Origin of the sequence: Sinorhizobium prairiense (assembly GCF_029201645.2) — a bacterium.
Lineage (GTDB): Bacteria > Pseudomonadota > Alphaproteobacteria > Rhizobiales > Rhizobiaceae > Sinorhizobium > Sinorhizobium meliloti_A.
In genome coordinates this window covers 102,386-125,526 of record NZ_CP104130.1, presented here as the reverse complement: position 1 = coordinate 125,526, position 23,141 = coordinate 102,386, and the positions used below count along the sequence as shown (strand labels likewise).

Below are 23,141 nucleotides of genomic sequence, written 5' to 3'. Positions count from 1 at the left end.
GGCACAGCAGCCAGATCTCCTCCACATTATTTCGCTGCGGCTAAACGTTATCGAGCCAAGCAAGAACGCTCTGGTCTTGCTTCCATGACGGCCGTTTTGGTGATCGTGACGGACTTTCGAGCCGCTCCAGCGCGAGGCGCTTGGTCTCCAAGTTCGCCTGAGCGTAGTGGTTTGTGGTGTCGAGGCTGACGTGGCCAAGCCAGCTTCGGATCACGGTGACCTCGACCCCGGCCGCCACCAGATGCACCGCTGTTGCATGACGGAAGCTGTGAGGCGTCACGTGCTTCGAGGCCAGGCCTGGCGCGATCTTCATTGCCCGGGCGACATATTCCGCCAGTTTGAAGCGAACGCCCGATGCACCAAGCGGGATACCATACCGATTGACGAAGATCGGCTCGTCGTCTCGTCTCGGCTGCCGCTGGAGCAAGGATCTCAGCAGTGAGACCGTTTCCGGCCAAAGAGGGCTCAACCGTTCTTTCCATCCCTTGCCGTACAGGCGTACACAGGCCGGTGTGTCGAACCGGATTGCCCGCGGGCAAACATCGAGCGCTTCCTGGATGCGCGCACCGGTATTGTAGAGGAAGGAGAGGAGCGTGTGGTCGCGTTGGCCCTTGATCGTAGAGCGATCGGGCTGGGCCCGAATTGCCTTCACTTCTTCCGGTTCCAGGTAACACGGTGCATGGATCGGCGCTTTCTTCATCGGAACGTGCAGGATTTCGGTGCACTGTGCGATGGCGGTCGGCTCGCGGCCAGCAACGAAGCCGAAGAAGCTGCGCAATGCCGACAGGCGGACGTTGCGCGTGCCGATCGTGTCTCCGCGTTCCTGCTCGGTATGGTGCAGGAAGGCGCTGACTGTAAGCTGAGCAATCGGTCGGCGCCGACGTCCGAAAGCGGTCCTTTGCTTGCTGCAAGAGCTCCTGCGTGACCGTAATGTAAACCAGCGTCGAGTGGATGTCGCGGTGCCCCAGGTATGTCGCGAGGAACGGCAGTGTGTCCTGCGGATTGATGCCGGCGCGGTACCATTCAAGAATGCGATTCACCACGAACGAGTGACGCAGGTCGTGGATGCGAGGCCCGATCTTGCCTTTCGGCGGCTTGATCGCAGCCCGCCGCAGGATATCGACGAGGCACCCCGCGATGCCGTGAGACGTATAGCGCGCATTGCCCTGATCGTGCCAGAACAGGCCGGAATCTGGGCTTTGCGGCGCCTTCGCCTTGCGCCTCGCCTCCAAATATTCTCGCAGCGCCGACAACGCACTGTCGGCCAAGGGCAAAAATTCTGGACCTGAAGAATTTCGTCTCCCGGATGGTGACTGTGCCGGCATGCAGATCGACGTCGGCAAGGTTCAGGCGCGCGAGTTCTCCCAGCCGCAATCCAGCGCAATAAGCCAGGACAGGACCAGCATGGTATAGAGGCTGATCGGGCGCAGCGGCGCGCGCGGGGATGGATAGCTCCGCGCAATATCGAGCAGACGACGAACCTCTTCCGGGCTGTATATGTGGGGTCGGCGCCATTGCCGCGCGACCTGCTGAGCCGGCCGCGGATCTGGGCGCCTCGGTTTGGAGTTGCGATCGAGGTGATGCTGTGCCTTACTCAGGGCTCGAGCGAGTCGTTCGCACTCGGCGGCGTGGTTGGCGCCCGGTCGCGCCGCCGCCCAATGCTGCAGCATCACCGATACCGGCTCACCCGCTAATTCCGGATGCGCCTGCAAGAAGCGATCGAAGCGCCAAAACCAGCGTTCCTGTGTCTGAAACGATAACCTCTGGCTCGCATCAGGGCGATGTGGTTGCGCATGAGGTTTCCGAGAACGCTGCCGAATGGCGGTAACTTTCGTATCGATTCCAGTGCCTGATCGGGATCGGAAGCGAGCAGAGCGCGCAAGATCGCCTAGTCGCTTCTTGCGTGATTCGAGCACATCCCGGCTCATCTCTGATTAGTAGCCCGCTTCTTTCTGGTGCCGGAAGGCAAGAACATACACCGCATCGTCGGCCGGCTGGTGATGGTACAGGGCCACATAGCCGGAGTCCCCGAAGGCAATCACGAGCTCACGCAGCTCAGGCGCTTCGGAGAACGGCCGGCCAATGTCGGGCGCCGTCTCCAGCAGCAGGAATTGCCGCTCGATGGCCTGGCCGGCCCGTCTGGCAGCTTCCGGGGCCTTAGTGGCCAGGAACCGCCGGCATCGCTCCAAGCCTTCCGCGGCGCCTTCGGTGACGATTACTTGTGGCACTCTGGCACCGGCTTTTCGTCATCGGTGCCCCAGGTAGTCAACCAGGTGCGGACTTCTTCGCCGGTGAGGTGGCGGCCGGTTTCCTTGTACGCGGCCCAGGACGCCAAGGCCTCCTGCTTGAAGCTCTCGCGTGCTTCCTCGCGCTCAACGTACTGTTGGATCGCTTCGAGCATGATCCAGTGGGGCGAGCGGCGGCGCTGACTGGCGAGCTGCTGTACGCGACTTTTCAGTGTGTCGTCGATCTTGAGAGACGTTGCCATAGCGGTGCCTTATCACGTAGTGATACCTAGTGATAAGATAGCTCGTCTCTGCTTCAGAGTCCATCCCAAGCGCGTGCGTGGGCCGAGGCCAAAGCGGCGCGCATTTTTATTTGCGTAACCTGGGGCATCCCTTAAACGCGGCTAGCCGCCGGAAGCTGGAGGCATGTTACTGGCGGCGTGACCGCAACAAGGGCAGCCAGTTTGGTCCGGTCTCTAAAGCCGATCCCCGACCGAAAAACATGTCTTCGCCGTAGTGGTGAAGCCTTGTGTGATGCCGCCGGCATAACCACCGTACCTTTAAAGGCTCATCGTATTGATCATGATGGGCATCGACCGCTTCGACCCCGCAGACCTCAAAGGTTGCTTTTCCAGCTCGCCTGCCTTCACTGCTCGCTGCACAGCAAGGTGAGCATCATATTTGCCTGGATTGGCACGACGCCAATTCGCTTGGCGGGTATCGGTTTTCAGCATTGCCGCATCCTGCCCTATCTAAATCTCTGCTCTCGTCTGAGAGATACTTATATCAGGGGGCAAGCTCAAGGTTTCTGCCAGCAATGGCAAGCTCAACGAACGGGAACATGCTGAGCAACATGGCCGTCCTTTGCCTGTCCGAAAACCAGCGCAGGCCCGTTCTTCATCCTGGGTGAGCGCCCGCACTCGAGATCGTCCAGAGCCGAGGTTCGTCCTTGCCAGGTGCCGCACCAAGCCCGACGCCAACGCACGAGCTTTCGCCACAAGCGACGATTGCCGCGAATGTGAAGCGCAGATTTATACGGGAAAATTCTCCATTCATCCACGAACGAGAAAGCCCGAGATCGCGGTCATCTGAAGCCCATCCGTGATCAGCATCCAGCCCGTGGCGCGTAACCAGTGCTTCTACCGTGATCATAGCCTCGGCCGGATTGCGCCTGAAGTGGATACCTATACGAGGGAAAACACCTATACGGGGGAACAAGGGTGGAGGTATCTTCCCCCACCGGCCTTGCGGGGTCAGGCCGCCCGCGTCAGCGCGGTCTTGTTGGCGCTGAGGAATTCCTTAACGGAAAGCGGCCTCTCGCCCCAGAGCGCTTCTACCGCATTGGTGACTAGGGCGGCCTTACCGGCGCGGGCAAACCGCTCGAACGGCAAGATGAAGTGGTCGACGACGAAATCCGGTACCCCGGCAGCTTTGGCGCCGGCAGCGAGCTGCTCGTCGCTTACTTCGACCACGCTTAGCGGCTTGCCGGTAATCTCTGTGGCGATGGCAGCGATCTGGGCGTTGCTCAGCGCCGCAGGACCGGTGACCGTGTAGGTCTTGTTCTCGGCGCCCTTGAGCAGCGCACCGGCGGCGGCATGGGCGCAATCGGGACCGCTAGTATAGCTGGTCTTGCTGCCCTCGGTGGAGGTAAACCACTGGCCGGACTCGAGATTGTTCGGCAGGATGCCCAGGAGATTCTCCATGTACCAGCCCATACGCACGATGGTGTAGGGAATGCCTGTGGCCTTGATGGCGCTCTCGGTGCCGAGGTGCTCATGGGCGAAGGGGATCTCGGAGGGCGCCTCCGGATTGGGCATTGAGGTGTAGAAGATTTCCTTCACGCCTGCTTCCTTGGCCGCCTCGACGGCGGTGAGATGGGCCGCGAGGCGTCCGCCGACCTGGTCGGTGGAGATGACGAGGAAGCGATCGACGCCCTGGAGCGAAGCGACGAGGCTGGCTTTGTCGGCGAAATCCGCCTTCCGCACCTCGACGCCGGAAAGCCCGGCGAGCTTTGCGGGATGGCGCGTGCCGGCCACAATCTTGCCGGCATAGCCGCGGGATTTCAGCGCCTCGATCACGAGCCCGCCAAGCTTGCCGCCAGCGCCCGAGACGAAGAGGGTGGGAAGGGACATCACGTACTCCATATTCAATTTGGCAGCTTGTCTCAACTAGAGTGTAGCTGCAGGTTAGTAACTATCGCTGAGGACGCAAGACGGTAGTTTTCAGCCCCATAGTTACCTTGGGAGAACCACCATGCGGCCAGGGCTCAGCTTTAAAGAGAACATGCTCGAAGCGCGCCGGACCTATCCCGACGCGAGCCAATGCCCGGTGCGCGGCGTACTTGATCAGATCGCCGGCAAGTGGAAGCGTGCTGATCCTCTCGGCGCTGGCGGAACGGCCTTATCGGTTCGGAGAATTGCGGCGCGACATCGGCGACATCTCGCAGCGCATGCTGACCCAGACGCTGCGCGACCTGCAGGCCGATGGGCGGATCGAGCGGACCGTGTTCCCCATCACCCCGCCGAGTGTCGAGTACAAGCTCTCGCTGTTGGGGCACAGGCTCCTCGTACCGCTTTCGGCGATGGTGGACTGGGCCTTCGCGCATTTTCCGGAGATAGACAAGGCGCGGGCGGAGTTTCGGAAGGCGGCCTGAGGCCGGCCCGGAGAATCGTGCCCGTTGCCCGGCGCACGGCGTTTTGCGTCACCCCATTGCGTATCCGGAACACCGGACCGAATCCCGCGCTCTTAGTAGGGGCGAGTGCCCTTTGGGCCCAGTAGGCGCCTTTGCTGCTTCACTGTCAGGATATGTTGCCGAACTAGGGAGGGCTTTTTTGCTGCTGACCTTGGCCTTGCGATCGAGCCGCGCGACGATCACGCCGCTTATATTGCCAGTTGGCTCAAGAATGGCTAGCTCGCCATTACTTGAGCCAGGAGGTAAGTTACGAGGCGGGATCGGGGCGGGGCTGGCAATGCCGAGGTCGGCGAAAGGAAGCAACTGCCCCTGACAAAGCCAGCCCTTCGTGAAATTGGCTGGAAATGATGCCGATCATACCATCATCTCCTCGCCCTGGGGCTGCTGCGTATGCATCCAGTCAGCCGCCTGCTGCGCCTGGCTGGCAGCGGTGAAGATGGCCTTTGGGTCCTTCTTGAGGACCTTGAGCCACGATGAGACATAGGCGGCATGATCGGGGTGCGGATGATGGGCGATGCCCAAGTCAGCGAGAACAAGCCCGCTGAGTATCTCCACGCAGCATTCTTCGGCGGCATAAGCAGCCGAACCGAAGCGACCCGAGAGATCGCGGTCGAGCCTATGCTTGGCGCCGCTGGCGTGACCATTCTCATGCAGCCACACGCCGTAGAACGACGCGGCGTCGCGAAACGAGGTGAACGGTGGCATGAACACCGTATCGGTCGAGGGGAGATAGTAGGCTTCTGCCGCGCCAAAGACGGTCTTCACGCCCAGATTGGCGATGAAGGCTTCCGCATGCGCCATACGTTCGCTCTCGGGCAGCACGGGAGTTGACGGGCGCTCGTATCCATCTACCTGCTCGACGTTGAAAACCGGGAATGCTCGGGCAAACATCCGTCGATGCCCATCATCGTCGCTGCCATTGTCGACCTGCCGTGAAGCCTGGATCTCCCTCCACAACACGACTGTCGTGGAGCGCTCTCCTTCACGCACCTGCGCGCCGGCGTCCTGCCATTGCTTGTAGGTGCCCCAGAGGCCGTCGCCGTACCCGGCCGCGAAGCTCGCCGCCCAGAGCGCCAGCGTGTTGATGCCGCGATACCGCTTGCCGGAAGCGATGTTGGTCGGGCGGGTGATACTTGCCCCGTTGTGGAACCAGGGCGCACGCCATTCACCCGTGCCCTGTTCGATAGCGGCGATGATCTCGGCCGTGACGCGGGAATAAACGTCGGCGCGCTTCGCCGAACTTGAAGTGTGGGACGAATCGCCGCGGCCGGCGGTGCGAGCCTCTCTTGTCCCATCAACCGACCGCCCGACTCCGGCCTTTCTCTTCCTCTTCCGCCGCCCGTCTGGGCGGCTGTTGTGGGGTTTTTCTTGTCTCGTCATAACCGGTGCTCCTTCTCCGCCGGGCCTGTCCCGGCGTCGGAGCAGCGAATTGCGATGCCTTAGGCGCGACTGCGCACTCGCAGAGCCGCAGCGTAAGCGGAGGACGGCGACCAGCCGTTGCGTGGGCGAGCCGGGCATCGCGCGCTCCGCCCACGCCGGGGCAGAGCTCGACGCGAGGAAGCACGACTGCGCTTCATTTGATCGCGGCGTTGGATGGTCGGATTTGCTGTGCCATCAGCTCGGCGATCACGCGGCTAATGCCGCCACACCTTCACCGCGGAGATCAGGAGAATGATTGCCAAGGCCGGCAGCAACACCGCAGTGGGGACAATACCGAGCAGCAAACCACCGATAAACGTGCCTGCGATCGATCCTGCCGCCATCATCAGCATGAATGTCTTGTTCCGGCCGATTACCGAGAAGCTTTGGTCCTGGCTGTATCGGGTAAAGCCGACCAGCATGGTAGGCAGACTGACCGCGAGCGAGAGACTGCCGGCGAGTTTGATATCCGCGCCATAGAGGAGAACCAGCGTCGGGATGAGCAGTTCGCCTCCGGCAACGCCAAGCAGCGCGGCGACGATGCCAATGATGAACCCCGTGATGACGCCGGCGACAAGCTGCGCCACTCCCGTCAATAAAGGTTGGCCCGCTGTCGAACCGTGCGCCAGAACCAAAACGATCGCGATGGCCACGAGCATGATCGCGATGACTTTGTAGAGTGTCTCTGACCGAAGTCTCGTCGCCCACCCCGCACCGAACCAGGCGCCGAAGAGGCTGCCGGCGAGAAGGTTGGCAATGATGGTCCAGTTGCCGGCGATGGCGCTGAACGGCACTGTTCCAGCCCGAAAGGGCAGCGCGGTCGCGACAACGACGAGGCTCGTGGCCTTGTTGAGGATTACCGCCTCCAGGGCCGCGAAGTTGAAGAATCCGATGAGGATCGGAAGTCGAAACTCGGCGCCGCCAAGGCCAATCAGGCCTCCAAGTGTGCCAATAATGGCTCCTCCGCTGAAGGCAGCAGCGGGATGACGGGTAAGCGATGTATTGGCGGCTTCAGTCACGGGCGTTTCTCCTTCAGCAAGCTTTTGATCTCCTGCACCGAGCGTGCCAACGCCGGTCGATGTCGCGGGTGATACAGGCGTTCGGGCGACGAGTCGGCTGGCAAAGTGGGGCTATCGACGTTTGAGGGTCGACACCAGCCACCGCTTAAGGCGGGCGGCAGTGCCGGGATCAAAGAAGCAGACGATGGTATCGAGGAGGCCGAAAGGCAGCTCACGGTTATGTTTCGCTCTTATCTCCGCGCAGCGGAGCGGCATAGCGGAAGTTAAGTATTAATCAGGCCTCCGGGTCGGCGGACGTGTTCGCGAGTCCTTGTCGAAATTTTGAAATAGAACTGGTCCCTCCGCCTCGGCGCAATGGGCTTGAGGCGGCTGCTCGCCATGTCATGGTCGAATCACGTCATGCTCGAATGAGGACGGCGGAGCCGTTGCGTCCCCGGCGGCTTCTGCAGACCCGACGAACGGGACGGGCCGCAGGGCGTGCCATCTGCCGATTTTCGTTTTCCTTATTGGCCGCGTCGGCGACATTAAAACTGGCCGGCTCCGCCATGGAGCCGGCCGTTCTCGTGTTGATCGGAGGGGCGAGGCCGGGGCCCCGTCGCCGGCGCCTAATCGAAGGCCGAGATCTGCGCCTCAGCTGCCTTGCGGTTGAGCGGGTGGCCCGGCTGTTCGACCGGCCGGTCGAAAGGCTTCCAGATTTCGCCGATCACCTGAGCGTAGGCGGCGACAGCGCCTTCGGCCGCCATTCTAAGGGAATGGGCCTGCACGCCCATGTCGGCGGCAAATTCGCGCTTTCGCTGAGCGGCGCTATCATACCCAACGGGACCGTCGAGGTCCTCGTCGCGGGCATCGTTTGCAGCCTTGGCCGTGGCGTCGCGCGCCTCCGTGACCGCCCGGCTATAGAACTGGCCGGCGCCGTGAGCGGAGCCGACGAAGGCGCCGACGATGCGCTGCAGGTGGATCTGCATGGCTTTGTCACCAAGCCCGTCGCCGAGCGCATCGGCGGTCTCGATGACAAGGCGTTCGTGTAGGTCGCGGATGCCGTCGCTGTCGATGACCGCGGTGCCGAAACTCTCGGCGATCTTCAGCGCCTGCGCGGCGTCGGGGCAAGTCAGCCGGACCATCTCGATGGTGGCGCCCTTGCGCAGTCGCAAGAAGCGCGCAGATTGGCGAGAGGAAGTAGCGGGATTGGCCATGGTCGTTTCCTTTCGAAGTCGTCCGAAACGGTTCCGGCCCCATGCCGGCTCGCCCGTCGGTGCGGTTATCCCGAACCGGCGGAAGGCGGGCGCTTCAGGGTCCGGCCCTACCTGGACGAGCGGAGTCGGTTTGCGTGCGAAGAGGGCAACCTGCCCTCGAAAGAGCACGCGAGCCTGCTCTGTGGAGGACGGCGGGGTCCGGCCGCACCGCGGCGCGTCAGCGGCCTTTTAGCGCGCGACCGCCGGTTCAGACCGCAGCAAAACGAAGGGCATCCGGCTGGGGAGGGATCATGACGCCCTCGAATGAAACGAGGGCGCTCCCACCTGTCTCCGCTTTTCCCGCTCGCCGACGCCGCGCCTCACTTCGCCGGCTCAGGCGGCCGACGGGTTGCAGCCAGGTCGGACCGTGCGAGTTGCGAACCCGGCGCAGCAGACCGCCGTCATCGTGCCACGGCCCGCCCATCAGACGTGTTGAGGATCGATTTCCAGCGCCGCCCATGCTTGGCGGCATAGATCTGAAGTGCAGCTTCTTATCCGGTTGTCAGCGGCGGCAGTGGTTCGCGCGTGAGACGGCCGGAGCTCACCTCTGCCGTGGTAACCGGCTGCTCTTCCCTCTGAGGGATCAGGCGGCTGAGTTCCATTCCGTGGCGTTGAGGCAGGCCTCGCCTTCGAGTTGCTGTGTCTACCGCCGCACGCCGCTTCCATTCTGGCGAGCTGCGCGGCCTGCTGCTCGGAACTGGATATCACGCGGCCCTCCCGCGCCAACCGGCGAAACTTGGGGGACCCCTCATGGCGGCATGCCGTGTCTCATCGATGACGAAGCCGAACGGGGCGGCTCTCGCGCGACGATCGCGACGTGCATGGTTTCCGCGGATGAATTGTCGGACACGTCGTAGTAGCCGTGGAAATAGCGGGTCTGTTCGTCGATTGTGAGCGCGAAGAACACGCTCGTCACCGCGCCCGCCAGGGATTCGCGCATGCCGAACATTGAGCCGTGGATCCAAGCGGCGGCAAAACGTCGAACATGTATCATGCTCGGTCGCCGATCTCGAACCATTCGCCGGCGGTAAGAGCTTGGTCGCGTCAGCTTCCGGAACGACTGGGTCCTGGGCGTGGCGATCAAACATGCGGAACATTCGCTGGCGGCTAGCGACGCCCTGAAACACCTAGCGGACTGCGGCAGAAGAGGTCATCTGTGGATCCTTGCGCGGATTCCGGACCGAAACGCGGCACAGCCCTCTCGACGTCGCCATTCTCTTCAGTCGTTCATTAACGGGCCGCCGGCACCGCGTCCGACCGGGTCAAGGCCCGGCTGAGGCCGGGCGAAGCCTCCCTTGGCGGGTGGCCCGTATGCGGCACGCCTTTGCCTGTTTCCTTCCTTTCCCTCTCTTCTTTCCCTCTCTTCCTTTTCCCTGAGCTGCAGCGTTTCGTTCCAATCCTCCTCCGACGGCCGGAGCCGCTTCCAGTCGCAGCCGGCATCACCGGCGAGCATCCGCAACCGCTCGGCAAATATCTCGCCTTGGGGATTGGCGTCGGTGGCCGCGACGAGCTGGACGCCGGGCCGCCGAGCCAGCTCGCGAAGCGCCGCGGCCGTGGTCGGCGACCAGCCGCCGCCGGTGCTGAGATAAAGCGTACCATCACGCAATCCCTCGATTGCCGCGAGACTCATGGCGTCGATGGCGGCTTCCGTGACGGCCAGGCGCAGTGCAGTTCCAGACCCGAGGCGAAAAAGGGCCTTCGTTCCTCCGGAAGCGAAACCCCGGTATTGCGGACCCCGCGCCTCCCAGCCGGTGACTTCACCAGCCTGGTTCGTATGTGCGGCCCACATGCTGCCGTGAGGGCCTTCGCGAAGGAGGTTGCACTTTATCGCTGCACGGAGCAGAGCCACCGACAGACAGCGCTCGTCATGGAGGTAGCGCCACGTCGATGAGCCTCGCCAAGGGAGGCGTCGCGCCTGCCAACGATCGGCAAGAGAAAGATCGGAGTGGTCATCAGCAATGCGAGGCTGCCACTCGGGCCCGGAAATTTTGAACCCCACGAGATCCGCGACCTTTTGAACGCATTCCAGGAAGGCGACGCGATCGAGATGCTGGACGAGCCCGAAGACATCGCCTTTTGCATCGCTGAGAGGGTCGAACCATCCACGGCCCTCATGCGTGACGATAATGATCTCGCCGCCTCGCCGAAACTTCATGGCCCGCCTGGTGCTTTCCTTGGCGTCGTGGGCAAAGCCGGCCTGTTCAAGCACCGCGGCGCAGCTTACCTTACCGCGGAGCGTTTCCATCTCTCGTCTCTCCATTTTCCTTCCGATCGCGAGAGCGATCGCCTCCGATTCGTCAGCACTATCCGTCCGCCGCTTGAGCGGCCGCGAAGAGCAAAGGCTGCAAGGGGGCGGCTCACAATTTAGTGAATCATGCAAGGTCGGCCGCGGCGAAGCCTCCCTTGCGGCCTGCCGCTCGCAAGCGGCAGGCCGAAGGTTATGCCGGTGGCTTTTGCTGCTCCGATTGAGACTGTGTCGTTCTGCACGGTCATCTGTTTGGCCCGGAATGTAACGAGAGCCAGATGGGCTCACCTTCTCGATCGCCTCCTTGATCGATCGGGGGTCAAGCAGGATGAGAGCCTCAGCCAGGCAGCGCCCTGTGTAGCCGACGCGCAAAAACTATCGGAACCGTTGAGGGAGGTTACGCCGATAACAGAAGATGGGTCTTTCGGACTGCGCCGGGAGCGGTCATGTCGAGCTTGTGAACTCAGCTATTCTCCGAGCGCACGAGTACAACCTGAGCTCCGCTACGGCATCTGAAACGGCGAAACGTATGTGTCTTGTGCGAATCTCATTGGTAGCCTCCGCCTTCTGCGCGCAGGAATCCAACGCCTGAATGTTGGGGCAAGGGGAATTTTACAGATCACAAATACCTCAGTGCGCTTGCGCAACAATTCTGTCAAGGGGCCTGGATCGAACCCTCAAACTACATTTGTGACCTCATCGGCAGATCGCAGTTGCTCGCTGCGACACATCCAATCCGACGTATCACCTGATTGCGAACTCCTTGATTGCCTAGCCGGCGTCGTTCGCCGACCAACGACAGCAATTACCTCATCGAACGACATGTCGTGCTCAGCCGTGTCCGGTTGAAGACACGTATGTCCGAAAGCCGACGCTGAGGGGCAAGTATTCCGTCGACGCGGCGACGCGATGTGCTGGTTTTCCCGTCTTTCGAGCAAGCCCGCATGAAAGTCTCTGTTGGCACGTCTATTGCGCGGGCAGGACGGCAAAGGATCCGCACGACCACGTGCCCCAGTCGCCGCAGGAGTTCAAATGACACTTCATCGCTTGATCCAATACCGTAGATGCTACGCCTTTGCAGCGTCGGTTAGAAGGAATCCGGATCGCGCGAATCGAAGCGCACTTCTTTGCCCAATCAGAAGACGGCGATGCAGCGCGAATGTGGCGCCATCACCCATTGCTTTCACACGAAAGCTAAAGGAGTCCTAAAGAAATGAACGCGCCGAGCTATTCCGAGGCTTTGGAAATTGCGATCGACCGCTCGTACGACATCAATCTAGATATGCTGAGGTCGCGAAATTTGCACCTTGACACGTACAACGATTATCTCGTCGGCACATATCCTCCTCTCAAGGCAATGGGCGAGCTGAACAGCGAACAGTTGTTGACTCAGGTTGCATCGTCAATTGACCTCTATTTCCACATTCCTTTCTGCCATCAGTATTGCACCTTTTGCCACTTCGCCAAGGAAATAAATCCTTCCTCGGAGCGAGTGGAACGATATTTGGCGGCCTTGAATAAAGAGATGAGTTGGTCAGAGGCGGCGCTTGATGGCAGAGCTATTGAGACCGCTTTTTTTGGGGTGGCACTCCCTCATATTTGGCCAACCATCAACTAAAATCGCTATTTGATATGATTAACAAGCGCTTTGATTTGTCCAAATCCGAAGTAAGTTTCGAATTGCATCCCTCACTTGTAAAGCATGCGGATGCTGCGGACCGCGTATCCACTCTACTTAGAGGCGGCGTAAACCGCTTCGTTCTGGGCGTTCAAACTCTAGATCAAAATATCTTGCGCATATTAAATCGCGGGCACGGTGCGGAGGAGGTGACCCAAACGGTAAAATTACTTAATGAGATGGGCGTTGAGAATCTATCCCTCGACCTCATGTATGGGCTGCCTGAGCAAACGCTCCGGAGCTGGTACGACTCACTTATCGGCCTATTGGATATGGGAATAGAGAAGTTCAATATATTCCCGTTGATGTTTAAGTCGACGGATCCCATAGCCGGCCAATTGGCTCGAGGACGATATCAATTCGCTCCGGCTAAAGAGCGCATCATTATGCATTTTATGGCAGAGCACATCCTCACGAGACTTGGCTATCGACATGGGCCGATTTTCTACTGGACCAAGCGGCCGCAGCCGCACTCCGTTCAACAGCGTCGTAAATACGATTCCTGGAACGACAATAATCTGGTCCCGTTTGGCGTTGGAGGATTTGGTTACATGAGTCAGTGCCAGTTCTATAACGAAGCAGATTTAGATCGCTATCTGGCTAGAGTCGAAGCGGGCGAAAAACCAGTGTGGAAAGGTGTTGAACTATCGCAAGACGATCTCATGCGCAGAACATTAATGTTTGCCTTGCGAAGCAGCGGAGTGTTGCTCTCCCGCTTCGAGCGGGAATTTGGGGTGCCCCTTGAACAATGCTTTGGCCGGGAGCTTGAAATCCTGAGGGAGGCGGGACTCGTCTGCATCGTAAGCGGTTAGCTGACGGCGTCTGACCTGAAGTTCCAGGGCATGAGAGCTTCGATTTCGGATGCGGGCCAGCCTAGAGCGATGCGGGTCAAGGTCTGCGAGAGCCAGTCGAGCGGATCGACGCCATTCATTTTGCAGGTCTGCAACAAGGTGGCCACCGTCGCCCAAGTTCGTCCACCGCCCTCGCTGCCGGCGAAGAGGCTATTCTTTCTCGTAATCGTTTGGGGCCTGATCGCCCGTTCGACGATGTTGGAGTCGATTTCGATGCGACCGTCCGTCAGAAAGCGCTCCAGCGCCTCGCGCCGGGTGAGCGCGTAGCGGATCGCCTCGGCGGTTTTGGATTTTCCCGAGACCTTGCCCAGTTCCTTTTCCCAGAGCTCGAAGAGGCTGGCGACGGTGGTCGAGGATTTCTCCTGGCGCCGGGCCGCGCGGCTGTCGGCATCCTTACCGCGAACTTCATCCTCGATGCGCCAGAGCTCGGTCATTGCCAGGACAGTGTCTGTGGCGGCCTGCGAGACTCCGCTGATGTGCAGGTCATAAAACTTGCGCCGTAGATGTGCCCAACATCCTGCAAGCTGGACCGTTTCGTTGCTGCCGGTTTTGGCCCGCATCTTGGCGAGATTAGTATAGGCCGAGTAGCCATCCACTTGCAGGATGCCGGTGAATCCGGAGAGATGACGCGTCACGCAATCCGCACCTCTGCTGTCTTCAAAACGATAGGCCACCATCGGCGGACTGGTTCCGCCATAGGGGCGGTCGTCGCGTGCGTAAGCCCAAAGCCAGGCCTTGGTGGTTTTGCCCGAACCGGGCGCAAGAGTGGGTAGGGTCGTCTCGTCGGCAAAGATCCTTTCGCCCTCCTTGACCCTCTCCAGGATATAATCGGCCAGCATCTGCAGTTCGAAGCCCAGATGCCCCATCCATTGGGCCATCAGCGACCGGCTGATCTCGACGCCATCACGCAAATAGATCGCTTCCTGCCGATAAAGAGGAAGACCATCGGCGTATTTGGAAACGGCGATATAGGCGAGCAGCCGTTCCGTCGGCAGGCCGCCTTCGATGATGTGTGCCGGCGCCAAGGCCTGGACCACGCCGTCGCTGCCCCGGAAAGCGTATTTGGGGCGACGCGTCACGATAACCCTGAACTTCGGCGGCACGACGTCCAGCCGCTCGGAGCGGTCCTCTCCGATCAGAACCTTTGACAACCCCTCGCACCCGGCCGGGATTTCCGGCTCGATGACCTCCTCGATGCGCTCGAGATGGGCGGCAAAACCCTTGCGCGGACGCGGCGCTCGCTTCGGCTTGTCCTTGGCTGCGCGATCGAGCTCGCTGCGGATTGCCGATAGGCCGGTTTCGACCTCTTCGAAGGCAAAGGAGACTTGCTCGTCATTGACCCCGAGGCGGAGCCGCTCAGAGCGCTTGCCATTTTGCGTGCGCTGCAAAACCTTCATGATCAAGGTCAGGTTGGCAATCCGCTCGGTGGCGCTCTTCTCAACCGCCTCCAACCGCGCGATCTCAGCCTCGGCCACCTTCAGCCGGACCTCTTTCGCGGCTTGTTCGCGCGCCAACGCGAGAACCATCGCTTTCAGCGCATCAACGTCGTCCGGCAGGTCGCTAAGGGGCAAATCCATGCGGGCGAATAGAGCACAAAAACAGCCGCTTTCCCAATCATTATAGCAACATGATTCATCTTGCCGCAGTCCTGTTCAGCCCGTCAGCAACGGCCGTCTGACCTTGGTTGGCCGGATCTTCTTCCAATCCAGACCGGCCAGAAGCGCCATTAATTGCGAATGGTCCAGACGTATCCTGGCGGCCGATATGCCCGGCCAGCAAAAGCTCTGCTCCTCGAGGGTTTTCGAATAGAGGCAGACACCGCTGCCATCCCACCAGACGATGCGAACACGGTCCGCCCGTTTCGACCGGAACACATAAAGCGCTCCGTTGAACGGGTCGAGACCGCCATCTCTGACCAGAGCCATCAAGGATGCCGCACCTTTGCGGAAGTCGACCGGCTGGCACGACACGTAAACGACAACGCCGGACGCGATCATGCCTTGCGGACCGCTCGGAGTATCTTCACCAGGTGATCCGACTCGATATCGCCGCCGACGCGCACCACGACATCACCGAGGACGATTTCGACCGCAGAGCTTGCCACCGGCTCAACGCGCGCGAACTTGACCTCCTTCTTCGCGGTTTCCGTCAGGGGCGCAACCAACCCCGATGACAGTGCCTTGCGACGCCACCCGTAAAGCTGCGAGGGATCCAATCCCTCAGCGCGCGCGATCGCAGAGACATTGGCTCCAGGCAACAACGTCTCGGCAATCAGGCGCTCCTTCTCCTCGTTCGGCCAGTCTCGCGGCTTGCGCCGCGCCCGCACCGGCGCCGCCGTCAAAACCTCGAATGTTCGTGGCTGATTCACACTGTCGCTCATAGGATTCTCCGCATGACTCATGCAGAAAATCCTCGATCAGCGCGTCAATTGATACGTGGGGGTCCCTACGCGCTTACTCTGCATCTCAAACGATGGCGTGCTTTCATTAACTGCAGCCGGAATTCTCAATTCGGGCGCTGTATCGCTGCTATTTTTCTCGGCCAATGTGCTTGAACGGGTCGCGTACAACGATAGCAGAATAACAGACAAACGAACTGATCTGCTCGAAAAGCACGATTATTCGCCGGCGGCGAGATACGGGTCAAGTGCAGAAATGCAAGCTGTCTTTCGGTGAAGCGGGAGCGCGCTCGTCAATGGTCACCAAATTGTCCCTTTCCAGGCCGGAACAGCCGCCCTATGGGGCGCAGGGAATATTTTCTCATCTGACCGACAGCATTGCTCGCCGGGGGCGAATACGCCCGTTGGGGCTTCTCAGCAATTTTGTCACCGATCAACTGCCGTACTGTATTGCGGAGATAAAAGCCAGCGAACGACCAGATGAAGCGGTTAAGGCGCTCGGATGCAGCATCAACGCCATGATTGCGGAGACGGACTATGAGGCGCAGCTACTGAATCTGCCCCAGTCCGAGTTCGGGTTCGCTAAGACAGACATCCAGTACCTCGTCAATTGTGCTTATCAGATGTCTGCCTTTGCCGGCCTTCATCCCGTCGATGCCGCGACGACGGTGGGAGAGCCGCTGAGCCATATTGCCCGCGTAAGTCGTCAAAGGCAGCCGAGCATTGATGTCCTCTCCTATGAGGATATGATTCTTACCAATCCGTTGCAGAGCGATCCACGCGTATATTGCCTCGGCTCGGCTGGAGTCGAGGAGCGAGATTTTTGCCTGGGCCATCAACTCATTGAGAGTGAATTACAGTCAGCAATGGACGCTCTGCTCGAGTTGCGTGACGCGGTCGGGGCGGATGCGCGTCAATGCCTCGCGGTATGCGTGGAGCGCCTTGAGTCAGCAATTTGTGTTCTGGCGCGTTTTTATGAACGTATGGCGCCCGATCTATTCGGCCAATTTCGTGTGTTTTATGGAAAAAACCCTTACAAGGATAGGCTGGGCCCAAGCGGGCGTTTCTCTGCCCGCATCGTGGCGGTCTCGGTGCTACTGATCGGTGAAGAACTCTTCCACCAGAAACCGCAGTTCTATATAGATTTATATCGGCTGTCAGAATACTACCCGCAGGGATGCATTCAGGAGGTATTCCGCTGGTTGTCACCAGACAAGGGCAGCGCGGGGCTCCAGCCAAGCTGGCTAGAAGGGAAAGCGGACTTTCCCAAGGTTGCAACCGTTTCGCCCGTCATCGAACGCCACGACAGTGAAATCAGAAAGCTGCACGCGTCCTGTGTTTGTGCGCTGGATCGGTTTACTCGGATGCACCGCAGTACGGCTTTGAAATATACGGTTGATCCGGGCCGTCCAATTGTCGGAGTTGAGGCTTCGGAAAGTGTTGAGGCTGTGCTTTCACAGCGGCTGTTAACGGCGGCACGTCAAAGCTAACGGCGGCATTTGCCCAGGTAAAAACATGTCACAGGCTCGCAGACGTCGGACATCAGAAGGAGGGGCGATGGTTAAGGTCGAAGTGACCTTTCGTCGGTTCGAGTCAGGGGATGCCGATGATGTATGGCATCTGCATAGAAGCGCATCTGAGGCTGTTGGCGTGCGTGGCCCGGAAGGGATGTGGGAGGATGATCTACGCAATATCGAAGAAGCATACATCGCGTCAGGTGGAGACTTCGTAGTTGCGCATATTGGTCCCCAGCTAGCTGCTATGGGTGGATTGAAACGTGTTGACGACGATGTCGCAGAGCTGAAGCGTATGCGGGTCGATCCCGGTTTTCAAAGACGAGGGCTTGGAAGGAGGATTCTTAGTGAATTGGAATCGCGAGCTGTTGCTCTGGGATTCAAGTGGATAAAGCTCGACACGACAAAGATCCAAGTAGGCGCTCAAAGAATTTATGAGAGGGCTGGCTATATTCGCCGCGGCGAAGGGATGTTGCACGGATATGCAGTGATCTTCTACGAGAAGCGCGTCACCGGCCAGGCAGGACCCACCCACATGATCGATGGGTTGTGAGCCGATGCTGAAGTCGATGAATGCCATGACGTCCCAGACGAGGCCGTCTTGGGGCATTGTAGGCCATTCTGCAATGGTACCCGCTTAGGGAATTGATGATGCCCAGGTCACGCGGCTGCTGATATAGGACCGTCGAGTCCGCCAACAGCGGAATGGACTCCTGACCGTGCCCCTATATGTGGAACGCGTGGCAAGAGCTTTTTCGGTCGATTTTATACATTGGGCCGGTGCGGTCACATGTCCGGCCTTTCGCGCGGTATATGGCCGCCGGCCTCGATGAGATTTTGCGAAACGAAAAGCCAACTCAAGTTTACCCGCTTGAGAGGCGTTTGCGGGAGGGGACGAAATCCTTAGCTAAGCCCCGGTTTCAAACCTGCCGGACGATGGAGCGGATTGTGTTAACGAGAAGGCGCGCGGCGGTCAGGGCCGGCGCACTTTCATGAATATGTTGGAGAGCGGCTTTGACGCCATGGGCGTGGACCCTGCACGATGCCGGCGACCTGCGGCATCTCGCTCGCCCGACACATCGGACTTTGAAAATGCCCGACTCACTGCGTTCGCCCCGCGCTCACCGGGAGAGAGTGCTGCCGGTGATGGAGGCCGACGCGGCGTCCTCCTTGAGCAGTTTTGTACGACGTCGGCGGCGCTCTTGGTGCGGACTTTTGGCGCGACCGCCAGAAACTTTTCGGCTCCTTGGAGCGAAGTTTGCAGTAGCCGCGGAGCAAACCCACTATACTTCCGGCGGCGGGACGAACGCCGGCCGCGAAGCCCGCAGCCGATCGTCTGCCCGGCCATTGAGCGCCTATTCAGCCACAGGGCCGCGACGCCATTTCTGCAGTTAAACATGAGGAAGGCGATGTCGTCCAGGCCGCCAGTTGCTCCGCAGACGTGGAAAGCGGCGCTTATATTTAGACCGACGATGTCGAGCCCGGCCTGCTCCCCGGCGATAGACGCTAGGGGTAGCCGTGCGCAGATTGCTGCCGCTTCGATGCGATCTCGGCGAGCCGCTTCTTCCTTGGCCATCTTATGGTAATCGGTATAGGTTCGGTCCTTGTCGATCCTGCAGTCGCGTCTGGAGATGCGGACATTGTCATCAGGATCGTGCGGCAGCGATCCGGCACCAAGTTCCCACTGGTCCGAGGGCCAAGCGCCTGTCGCGTGCCACTGACCGACCAGCGTTCCCTTCCCGCTGCCAGCGATGCCCAGACTCAAGCGCCGCTTTGCCGGTGAATGTATTGGATTTTGCGCGCCACATCTTTCTTTCCTCCAGCGTAAGGAAGGGCGGCGGGGGGCGCTCACGGCGCCAGCGTGTGAAAACGAGGAGCACTCGTGTCGTTGCCTATCAGTTTGCGACAAATCCCTTCTCCCTGCGTGTGCTGCGGCTGGGAATAGCCGTGCACGTACCGTGCCAAAGGAGAAAGTCGTTTAGAAGCAGGGTGATACTTCAAGACTGTTGTAAGGTTTGTCGGAATATTGTCGGGCATGCGACAACGGAGGAGCGCACTTGAACGCTCTTCTGTCTACCGTGCAAGATGTCATTTCGAACTTAAGGCAGCAGCTCCATGGTGTAGCGGGCTGCGAGCCCAAAGATCGAACGGGAAAGGTGTAGTTCGCCGGCGCCAGCCCGCTCCGTCATTGCTCGCAGATAGCCGTCCGGCGAGGAGACTTCCTGCCGATCGAACTTCTGCAGGGTAATCGCGATGGCTACGGCGGCCCGGTGCTCGCCCATCTGATCGACGGCGCGGCGCCGCGCATGGTCCGAGATGCCGGCAATCCGGCACATTTGCGGAGCGAGCCGGGCGAGATCGGACCAACTGCGGGGCGGCGCTAAACCGTAAGTGCTTAGTGCTGGTATGGCTCGCAATATGTCCTGCAGTGCGACCATCTCATGCCGCGAATGACGTGGTTGATTGATTGCGCACCTGCGTCGCCTCGAGCTTGCTTCAGAAGCCCCTTCGCTGGCGGAGCCCACCCTGGGCGAAGTCAGTGGTCCAGCGGTAGCCGAACGTTGGTCATCGTTACTCTCTTCAAGTGAATCAGGGCTTGTATTCTGTTTGTGCATGCCGCTTCCGGCACACCTGCATGCCGAATCGTATCGCACGAACGCAACTTCAGGCCGTCGTGGGAGACGCATGACCCGCTCGACAAACCACTCAAGAAGCGCGGTCGCGCGAAGTAATAGCGCGCTTGGTGCCCGCGTCGCGATGCCGACCAAAGTAATGACTTTTTCAAGACGCACCTCAAGCCGCGCCCGCGTGCGCTGGGGAAGGCAGTAAGCGGACGCAAGCGCACGTCGCAGGTTACGCAACGCCCCACGGTACCGTCGCAGCGCGGCATTTGCGGCGGCCTTTTCGACTCTGGCTCGCCTTACGAGTTCATTAAGCTCGCGGTAACGAACGATGAGGATTCGCATGTCGATCCCGCATCCGTCGACAATGACTCCTTCGACGTCTCGGGTGGGATATCGCTTGTAGTTGCCGCTGTCCTGCATGGTGATCAGCCCGGCGTCAAAAAGGCTCGACAGCAGCCGGCTCACGCGTCCGGCCGAACGATTGATCTCGAAAGCGAGTTGCTGGTTCGACTTGAAGATGATTGGCCGGCCGCCTTTCTCGAACGTTTCCGCAGGTGCCGTGTTGATCAGTGTGGTCAAAAGGTACGCTTCGGTCGCATTGACCATCCCCGTGCAGGGCAGATTTTGTGCAAGCACGGCGAGCTGTCCGCGTGTCACGGTCCCGATTTCAGCCGATAATGCCAGCCGGCGGAATTCGGCACGAGTGGGCGTCTGTCTACGGCCGATCGACCGCTTTGGTGGCATCGGTTCTTGCACTGTCGTCTCCTGTGTTGGAGACCAGACAAAGCAACCCCGTTCACCGAAACGATGTTTTTTAACTTGACGGGGGAAGTGGGGTTTGCTACTCAGATTGTGGCAAAATTGATTTTAGCAAACCGCTTCCGGATTTCGTTTCGGGGCGGTTTTCTTTTCTGGTCCGGTCCGGTTTTTCTCCGTTGTAAGATTGGAATACTTTGCTAGCTCGGAATGACCTTCGGCGCATTTTCGCGGCGGACGATAACCCGAAGGATCTTTTTGGGGCAACAATCGTGCGGCGTCGCTGAAAGAGTGGACCATGAATGGCGGCAAAGTCCAGCGTGACTGCTCGCCTCGTCGTCAAAGCCGGGACGCGAGCTGCCACCCGATTTGCATTTGAGTATGCGGCCTGCCTACTGACGCCATCGCCGTGCTCAGGGTTGCGCCTTTATGGCTCATGCAGCACGCCCTTGGGCTTTGATGCATGTCGTTATCCCAAAGCCGCTGCGGCTTTTTGGTCGGACGCACTGTGCGACGATTTGCGCGCGGCTGCGACGAGCCGCCTCCTAGCCGGTACCTGCTTCCGGAGCAATCATGGACGATCCGGGGTGGCGGCGAGCGCCCCGGCAACGCGCCAGCAAAGCCGAAAGGAAGCACTAATGAGACCACGAAGGGTCGCCGTCAGCCTGCCGAACCCTTGGCTGCCGGGAGCAGACTGGGCCGATCGTCACGAGCTTCTCCTTTTCGCCGAGCGGATGACTGCCGCCGAAGCGGCTCTACGAGCACTTCGGAACGCATCGGGCTGGGCGCAAAGTTTTTTGGAATGGCGCAACCGTGTGGCAGCTATCATCGGGCTGAACGCAGCCCCGCACCCACGCATTCCGACCTGATCGGCAGCATTCCGATGATGCACAGCGACGATCGGGAAACTGTGCTCGGGTATGATGCCCGGCATTTGCATTTTCGTATTGTGGTGGATGTTCGTGAAGGCCCTGCTGACGGCCAGGTCATCGGGATGACTACCTTGGTGCGCCGCCGGAACACGGTCGGGCGGCTCTGTTTTGCCGCCGCGATGCCCTTGCTCACGGCGATCGTCCCGGCCTTGCTGAGGGGAGTTTGCGACCCGGCTATGGCGTTTCAGAGGAACGGAAATGAACAACCATAGAGTGAAACAGCCCGTGCACATTTGCTCCTTTTCTCGCGTCTATGCCTCGGTCGCTTTTCAGCCGCGATACAATCGGAAGTCAGCATAGAAGCCGTGGATGGTTTGATAGACACCCATCAATATCTATCATGCGTTTGCATCCTTCCCAATGACGACTTATCAAATAAAGCCATGACCAAGCGTCCCACAATTGGCGATCTCGCACGCGAATCTGGAGTCAGCGTTGCGACAGTCGATCGGCTTTTGAACGCCCGCCATCCGGTACGGGAAGAGACCGCGCGGCGCGTCTACGAAGCGGCGCGCGCGCTCGGCTATCCTACGGCTCTCCTCATGGAGCAGCGGAGGCAGCGCAATCTGCCTCACTATCGGCTTGGTTTTATTCTTAAGAAGCCCGCCCACCCGTTCTTTGCCGCCTTTGCGTGCGAAGTCCAGGCGGCAGTGAATGCGGCACCCTCTTTTCATGGCATTCCGTCCATCGAGTTCGTAACGTCGAACGCTCCCGGCGATCTGGTCGTGCTACTGAAAAGTTTGGGCGCACGCTGCGATGCGATTGCCATGGTCGCTCCGGACCACCCGACGATCACGGAAGCAGTCGAAGATTTGAAGGTAAAAGGCATCCCGGTCTTCTCTCTGCTTTCCGATTTCGCCGCCGGCGCACGCGCGGGCTACGTCGGGCTTAACAATCGGCAGGTTGGGCGAACGGCCGCCTGGATGGTAGCCAAAGCCGCAAGGCGGTCGGGTAAAGTGGCGGTCTTTGTTGCGAGTCACGGTTCCCAGGGAGAGGAGCTTCGGGAGATCGGATTCCGTTCGTATTTCCGTGAGAACGCGCGGAACTTCGAGGTGCTCGATACGTTGGTCAGCCCTGGGACACGACAGCTCACCTATGAAGCTACTCTCGATCTCATTCACCATGAACCCGAGCTCGTCGGACTTTATGTGACTGGTGGCGCTATGGAGGGAGCCATCGCGGCTCTGCGCGAGGGGCGCGAAAGCCGGGATCTTGTCGCGATCGTCAATGAGATTACACCGGACTCACGGGCGGCGCTGGTAGAAGGCGTCATCACGATGGCTATCGCCACGCCGCTACGGCGGCTTTGCCGCGAACTGACGACGTTGATGGCGCGGGTAATCGAAACCGGAACTGCAGATCCTTCAGGGCAAATCGACCTGCCGTTCGACATCTACTTGCCGGAAAATATTTCCTACCCGACTGAGATCCGAGAGTTTTGAGAACACTATCATGATGATAGATTTAAAGATAGAATCCTATCATTGGCTGAGAAAATTCGTTGACCCTCCTCCATCACTCTGATCTCGTGAGCGTGTTTTACGGCGCGGCGATCT

20 protein-coding genes and 2 pseudogenes are annotated in these 23,141 nt (G+C 59.8%); 7 read left to right on the top strand and 15 right to left on the bottom strand.

Annotated elements, in window-relative coordinates; genetic code table 11:
- Positions 1-40: 40 nt before the first annotated feature.
- From N0Q91_RS00625 to N0Q91_RS00600, 6 genes and pseudogenes are all read right to left on the bottom strand, one after another.
- On the bottom strand, positions 41-1,003 hold the full coding sequence (locus tag N0Q91_RS00625) for a tyrosine-type recombinase/integrase (protein ID WP_375341865.1): 963 nt from the start codon (positions 1,001-1,003) through the stop codon (positions 41-43).
- Positions 885-1,885: pseudogene (locus N0Q91_RS00620) on the bottom strand (tyrosine-type recombinase/integrase); the annotation flags it as partial. The pseudogene N0Q91_RS00620 and the gene N0Q91_RS00625, both read right to left, overlap by 119 nt.
- Positions 1,886-1,934: 49 nt before the next feature.
- Entirely contained in the window at positions 1,935-2,228 is a 294-nt protein-coding gene (locus N0Q91_RS00615) for a type II toxin-antitoxin system RelE/ParE family toxin (protein WP_375341854.1), read from the bottom strand.
- Positions 2,216-2,488 carry a CopG family ribbon-helix-helix protein gene (locus tag N0Q91_RS00610; RefSeq protein ID WP_085026101.1) on the bottom strand — a complete coding sequence of 91 codons (273 nt, stop codon included), beginning with the start codon at positions 2,486-2,488 and terminating at the stop codon, positions 2,216-2,218. Before N0Q91_RS00610 ends, N0Q91_RS00615 begins: the two co-directional genes overlap by 13 nt.
- Before the next feature lie 166 nt (positions 2,489-2,654).
- Positions 2,655-2,959 (bottom strand): annotated as a pseudogene (locus N0Q91_RS00605) (hypothetical protein).
- A gap of 519 nt (positions 2,960-3,478) precedes the next feature.
- Positions 3,479-4,357 (bottom strand): SDR family oxidoreductase, encoded by an 879-nt coding sequence (locus tag N0Q91_RS00600; RefSeq protein ID WP_275596282.1) that lies wholly within the window; start codon positions 4,355-4,357, stop codon positions 3,479-3,481.
- A gap of 209 nt (positions 4,358-4,566) precedes the next feature.
- Between N0Q91_RS00600 and N0Q91_RS00595 the strand changes: the two genes are divergently transcribed.
- Positions 4,567-4,878 carry a winged helix-turn-helix transcriptional regulator gene (locus tag N0Q91_RS00595; protein ID WP_375341855.1) on the top strand — a complete coding sequence of 104 codons (312 nt, stop codon included), beginning with the start codon at positions 4,567-4,569 and terminating at the stop codon, positions 4,876-4,878.
- A 393-nt stretch (positions 4,879-5,271) separates the two neighbouring features.
- On the opposite strand, the gene N0Q91_RS00590 is transcribed toward N0Q91_RS00595, so the two are convergent.
- The 5 genes from N0Q91_RS00590 to N0Q91_RS00570 all read right to left on the bottom strand — a co-directional run bounded on the left by N0Q91_RS00590 (position 5,272) and on the right by N0Q91_RS00570 (position 10,832).
- Positions 5,272-6,297 carry an ArdC family protein gene (locus N0Q91_RS00590; RefSeq protein WP_275596281.1) on the bottom strand — a complete coding sequence of 342 codons (1,026 nt, stop codon included), beginning with the start codon at positions 6,295-6,297 and terminating at the stop codon, positions 5,272-5,274.
- Between the two features lie 254 nt (positions 6,298-6,551).
- Positions 6,552-7,355, bottom strand: coding sequence for a sulfite exporter TauE/SafE family protein (locus N0Q91_RS00585; protein WP_275596280.1), 804 nt, complete (start codon positions 7,353-7,355; stop codon positions 6,552-6,554).
- A 605-nt stretch (positions 7,356-7,960) separates the two neighbouring features.
- On the bottom strand, positions 7,961-8,548 hold the full coding sequence (locus N0Q91_RS00580; protein ID WP_275596279.1) for a hypothetical protein: 588 nt from the start codon (positions 8,546-8,548) through the stop codon (positions 7,961-7,963).
- Between the two features lie 787 nt (positions 8,549-9,335).
- Positions 9,336-9,536 (bottom strand): DUF1419 domain-containing protein, encoded by a 201-nt coding sequence (locus tag N0Q91_RS00575; RefSeq protein WP_275531946.1) that lies wholly within the window; start codon positions 9,534-9,536, stop codon positions 9,336-9,338.
- Between the two features lie 270 nt (positions 9,537-9,806).
- Positions 9,807-10,832, bottom strand: a complete 1,026-nt coding sequence (locus N0Q91_RS00570; RefSeq protein ID WP_375341856.1) for a DUF3991 and toprim domain-containing protein — start codon at positions 10,830-10,832, stop codon at positions 9,807-9,809.
- Positions 10,833-12,045: 1,213 nt separating this feature from the next.
- Between N0Q91_RS00570 and N0Q91_RS00565 the strand changes: the two genes are divergently transcribed.
- The gene (locus N0Q91_RS00565; RefSeq protein ID WP_275596277.1) at positions 12,046-12,450 is read left to right on the top strand and encodes a hypothetical protein; all 405 of its coding nucleotides are present in this window, start codon (positions 12,046-12,048) and stop codon (positions 12,448-12,450) included.
- Between the two features lie 14 nt (positions 12,451-12,464).
- Positions 12,465-13,322, top strand: a complete 858-nt coding sequence (locus N0Q91_RS00560; protein ID WP_275596276.1) for a radical SAM protein — start codon at positions 12,465-12,467, stop codon at positions 13,320-13,322.
- Here N0Q91_RS00560 and tnpC read toward each other — a convergent pair.
- The 3 genes from tnpC to N0Q91_RS00545 all read right to left on the bottom strand — a co-directional run bounded on the left by tnpC (position 13,319) and on the right by N0Q91_RS00545 (position 15,741).
- Positions 13,319-14,938 (bottom strand): IS66 family transposase, encoded by a 1,620-nt coding sequence (gene tnpC, locus N0Q91_RS00555; protein ID WP_275596275.1) that lies wholly within the window; start codon positions 14,936-14,938, stop codon positions 13,319-13,321. The two genes, N0Q91_RS00560 and tnpC, sit on opposite strands and share 4 nt — an antisense overlap.
- Before the next feature lie 75 nt (positions 14,939-15,013).
- Complete coding sequence (gene tnpB, locus N0Q91_RS00550) at positions 15,014-15,358, bottom strand: IS66 family insertion sequence element accessory protein TnpB (protein ID WP_003537853.1); 345 nt, start codon at positions 15,356-15,358, stop codon at positions 15,014-15,016.
- Positions 15,355-15,741 (bottom strand): transposase, encoded by a 387-nt coding sequence (locus N0Q91_RS00545; RefSeq protein ID WP_015008426.1) that lies wholly within the window; start codon positions 15,739-15,741, stop codon positions 15,355-15,357. The genes tnpB and N0Q91_RS00545 overlap by 4 nt, the downstream gene beginning before the upstream one ends.
- A 314-nt stretch (positions 15,742-16,055) precedes the next feature.
- Between N0Q91_RS00545 and N0Q91_RS00540 the strand changes: the two genes are divergently transcribed.
- On the top strand, positions 16,056-17,249 hold the full coding sequence (locus N0Q91_RS00540) for a hypothetical protein (protein WP_244562497.1): 1,194 nt from the start codon (positions 16,056-16,058) through the stop codon (positions 17,247-17,249).
- Between the two features lie 67 nt (positions 17,250-17,316).
- Entirely contained in the window at positions 17,317-17,826 is a 510-nt protein-coding gene (locus N0Q91_RS00535; protein ID WP_275596274.1) for a GNAT family N-acetyltransferase, read from the top strand.
- A 1,546-nt stretch (positions 17,827-19,372) separates the two neighbouring features.
- Here N0Q91_RS00535 and repC read toward each other — a convergent pair.
- Positions 19,373-20,641, bottom strand: a complete 1,269-nt coding sequence (gene repC / locus N0Q91_RS00530; protein ID WP_275596384.1) for a plasmid replication protein RepC — start codon at positions 20,639-20,641, stop codon at positions 19,373-19,375.
- A gap of 895 nt (positions 20,642-21,536) precedes the next feature.
- Here repC and N0Q91_RS00525 point away from each other — a divergent pair.
- Positions 21,537-21,797, top strand: coding sequence for a DUF2867 domain-containing protein (locus tag N0Q91_RS00525; protein ID WP_375341914.1), 261 nt, complete (start codon positions 21,537-21,539; stop codon positions 21,795-21,797).
- 171 nt (positions 21,798-21,968) lie between these two features.
- Complete coding sequence (locus N0Q91_RS00520) at positions 21,969-23,027, top strand: LacI family DNA-binding transcriptional regulator (protein WP_275596273.1); 1,059 nt, start codon at positions 21,969-21,971, stop codon at positions 23,025-23,027.
- Positions 23,028-23,141: the final 114 nt, after the last annotated feature.

What these genes read in the sequence shown, in the direction of transcription:
- N0Q91_RS00610 (WP_085026101.1), bottom strand. Translation starts at nt 2,488, where the DNA reads ATGGCAACGTCTCTCAAGATCGACGACACACTGAAAAGTCGCGTACAG.
- N0Q91_RS00600 (WP_275596282.1), bottom strand. Translation starts at nt 4,357, where the DNA reads ATGTCCCTTCCCACCCTCTTCGTCTCGGGCGCTGGCGGCAAGCTTGGC.
- N0Q91_RS00590 (WP_275596281.1), bottom strand. Translation starts at nt 6,297, where the DNA reads ATGACGAGACAAGAAAAACCCCACAACAGCCGCCCAGACGGGCGGCGG.
- N0Q91_RS00580 (WP_275596279.1), bottom strand. Translation starts at nt 8,548, where the DNA reads ATGGCCAATCCCGCTACTTCCTCTCGCCAATCTGCGCGCTTCTTGCGA.
- N0Q91_RS00575 (WP_275531946.1), bottom strand. Translation starts at nt 9,536, where the DNA reads ATGTTCGGCATGCGCGAATCCCTGGCGGGCGCGGTGACGAGCGTGTTC.
- N0Q91_RS00570 (WP_375341856.1), bottom strand. Translation starts at nt 10,832, where the DNA reads ATGGAAACGCTCCGCGGTAAGGTAAGCTGCGCCGCGGTGCTTGAACAG.
- N0Q91_RS00565 (WP_275596277.1), top strand. Translation starts at nt 12,046, where the DNA reads ATGAACGCGCCGAGCTATTCCGAGGCTTTGGAAATTGCGATCGACCGC.
- N0Q91_RS00560 (WP_275596276.1), top strand. Translation starts at nt 12,465, where the DNA reads ATGATTAACAAGCGCTTTGATTTGTCCAAATCCGAAGTAAGTTTCGAA.
- tnpC (WP_275596275.1), bottom strand. Translation starts at nt 14,938, where the DNA reads ATGGATTTGCCCCTTAGCGACCTGCCGGACGACGTTGATGCGCTGAAA.
- tnpB (WP_003537853.1), bottom strand. Translation starts at nt 15,358, where the DNA reads ATGATCGCGTCCGGCGTTGTCGTTTACGTGTCGTGCCAGCCGGTCGAC.
- N0Q91_RS00545 (WP_015008426.1), bottom strand. Translation starts at nt 15,741, where the DNA reads ATGAGCGACAGTGTGAATCAGCCACGAACATTCGAGGTTTTGACGGCG.
- N0Q91_RS00540 (WP_244562497.1), top strand. Translation starts at nt 16,056, where the DNA reads ATGGTCACCAAATTGTCCCTTTCCAGGCCGGAACAGCCGCCCTATGGG.
- N0Q91_RS00535 (WP_275596274.1), top strand. Translation starts at nt 17,317, where the DNA reads ATGGTTAAGGTCGAAGTGACCTTTCGTCGGTTCGAGTCAGGGGATGCC.
- repC (WP_275596384.1), bottom strand. Translation starts at nt 20,641, where the DNA reads ATGCCACCAAAGCGGTCGATCGGCCGTAGACAGACGCCCACTCGTGCC.
- N0Q91_RS00525 (WP_375341914.1), top strand. Translation starts at nt 21,537, where the DNA reads ATGATGCACAGCGACGATCGGGAAACTGTGCTCGGGTATGATGCCCGG.
- N0Q91_RS00520 (WP_275596273.1), top strand. Translation starts at nt 21,969, where the DNA reads ATGACCAAGCGTCCCACAATTGGCGATCTCGCACGCGAATCTGGAGTC.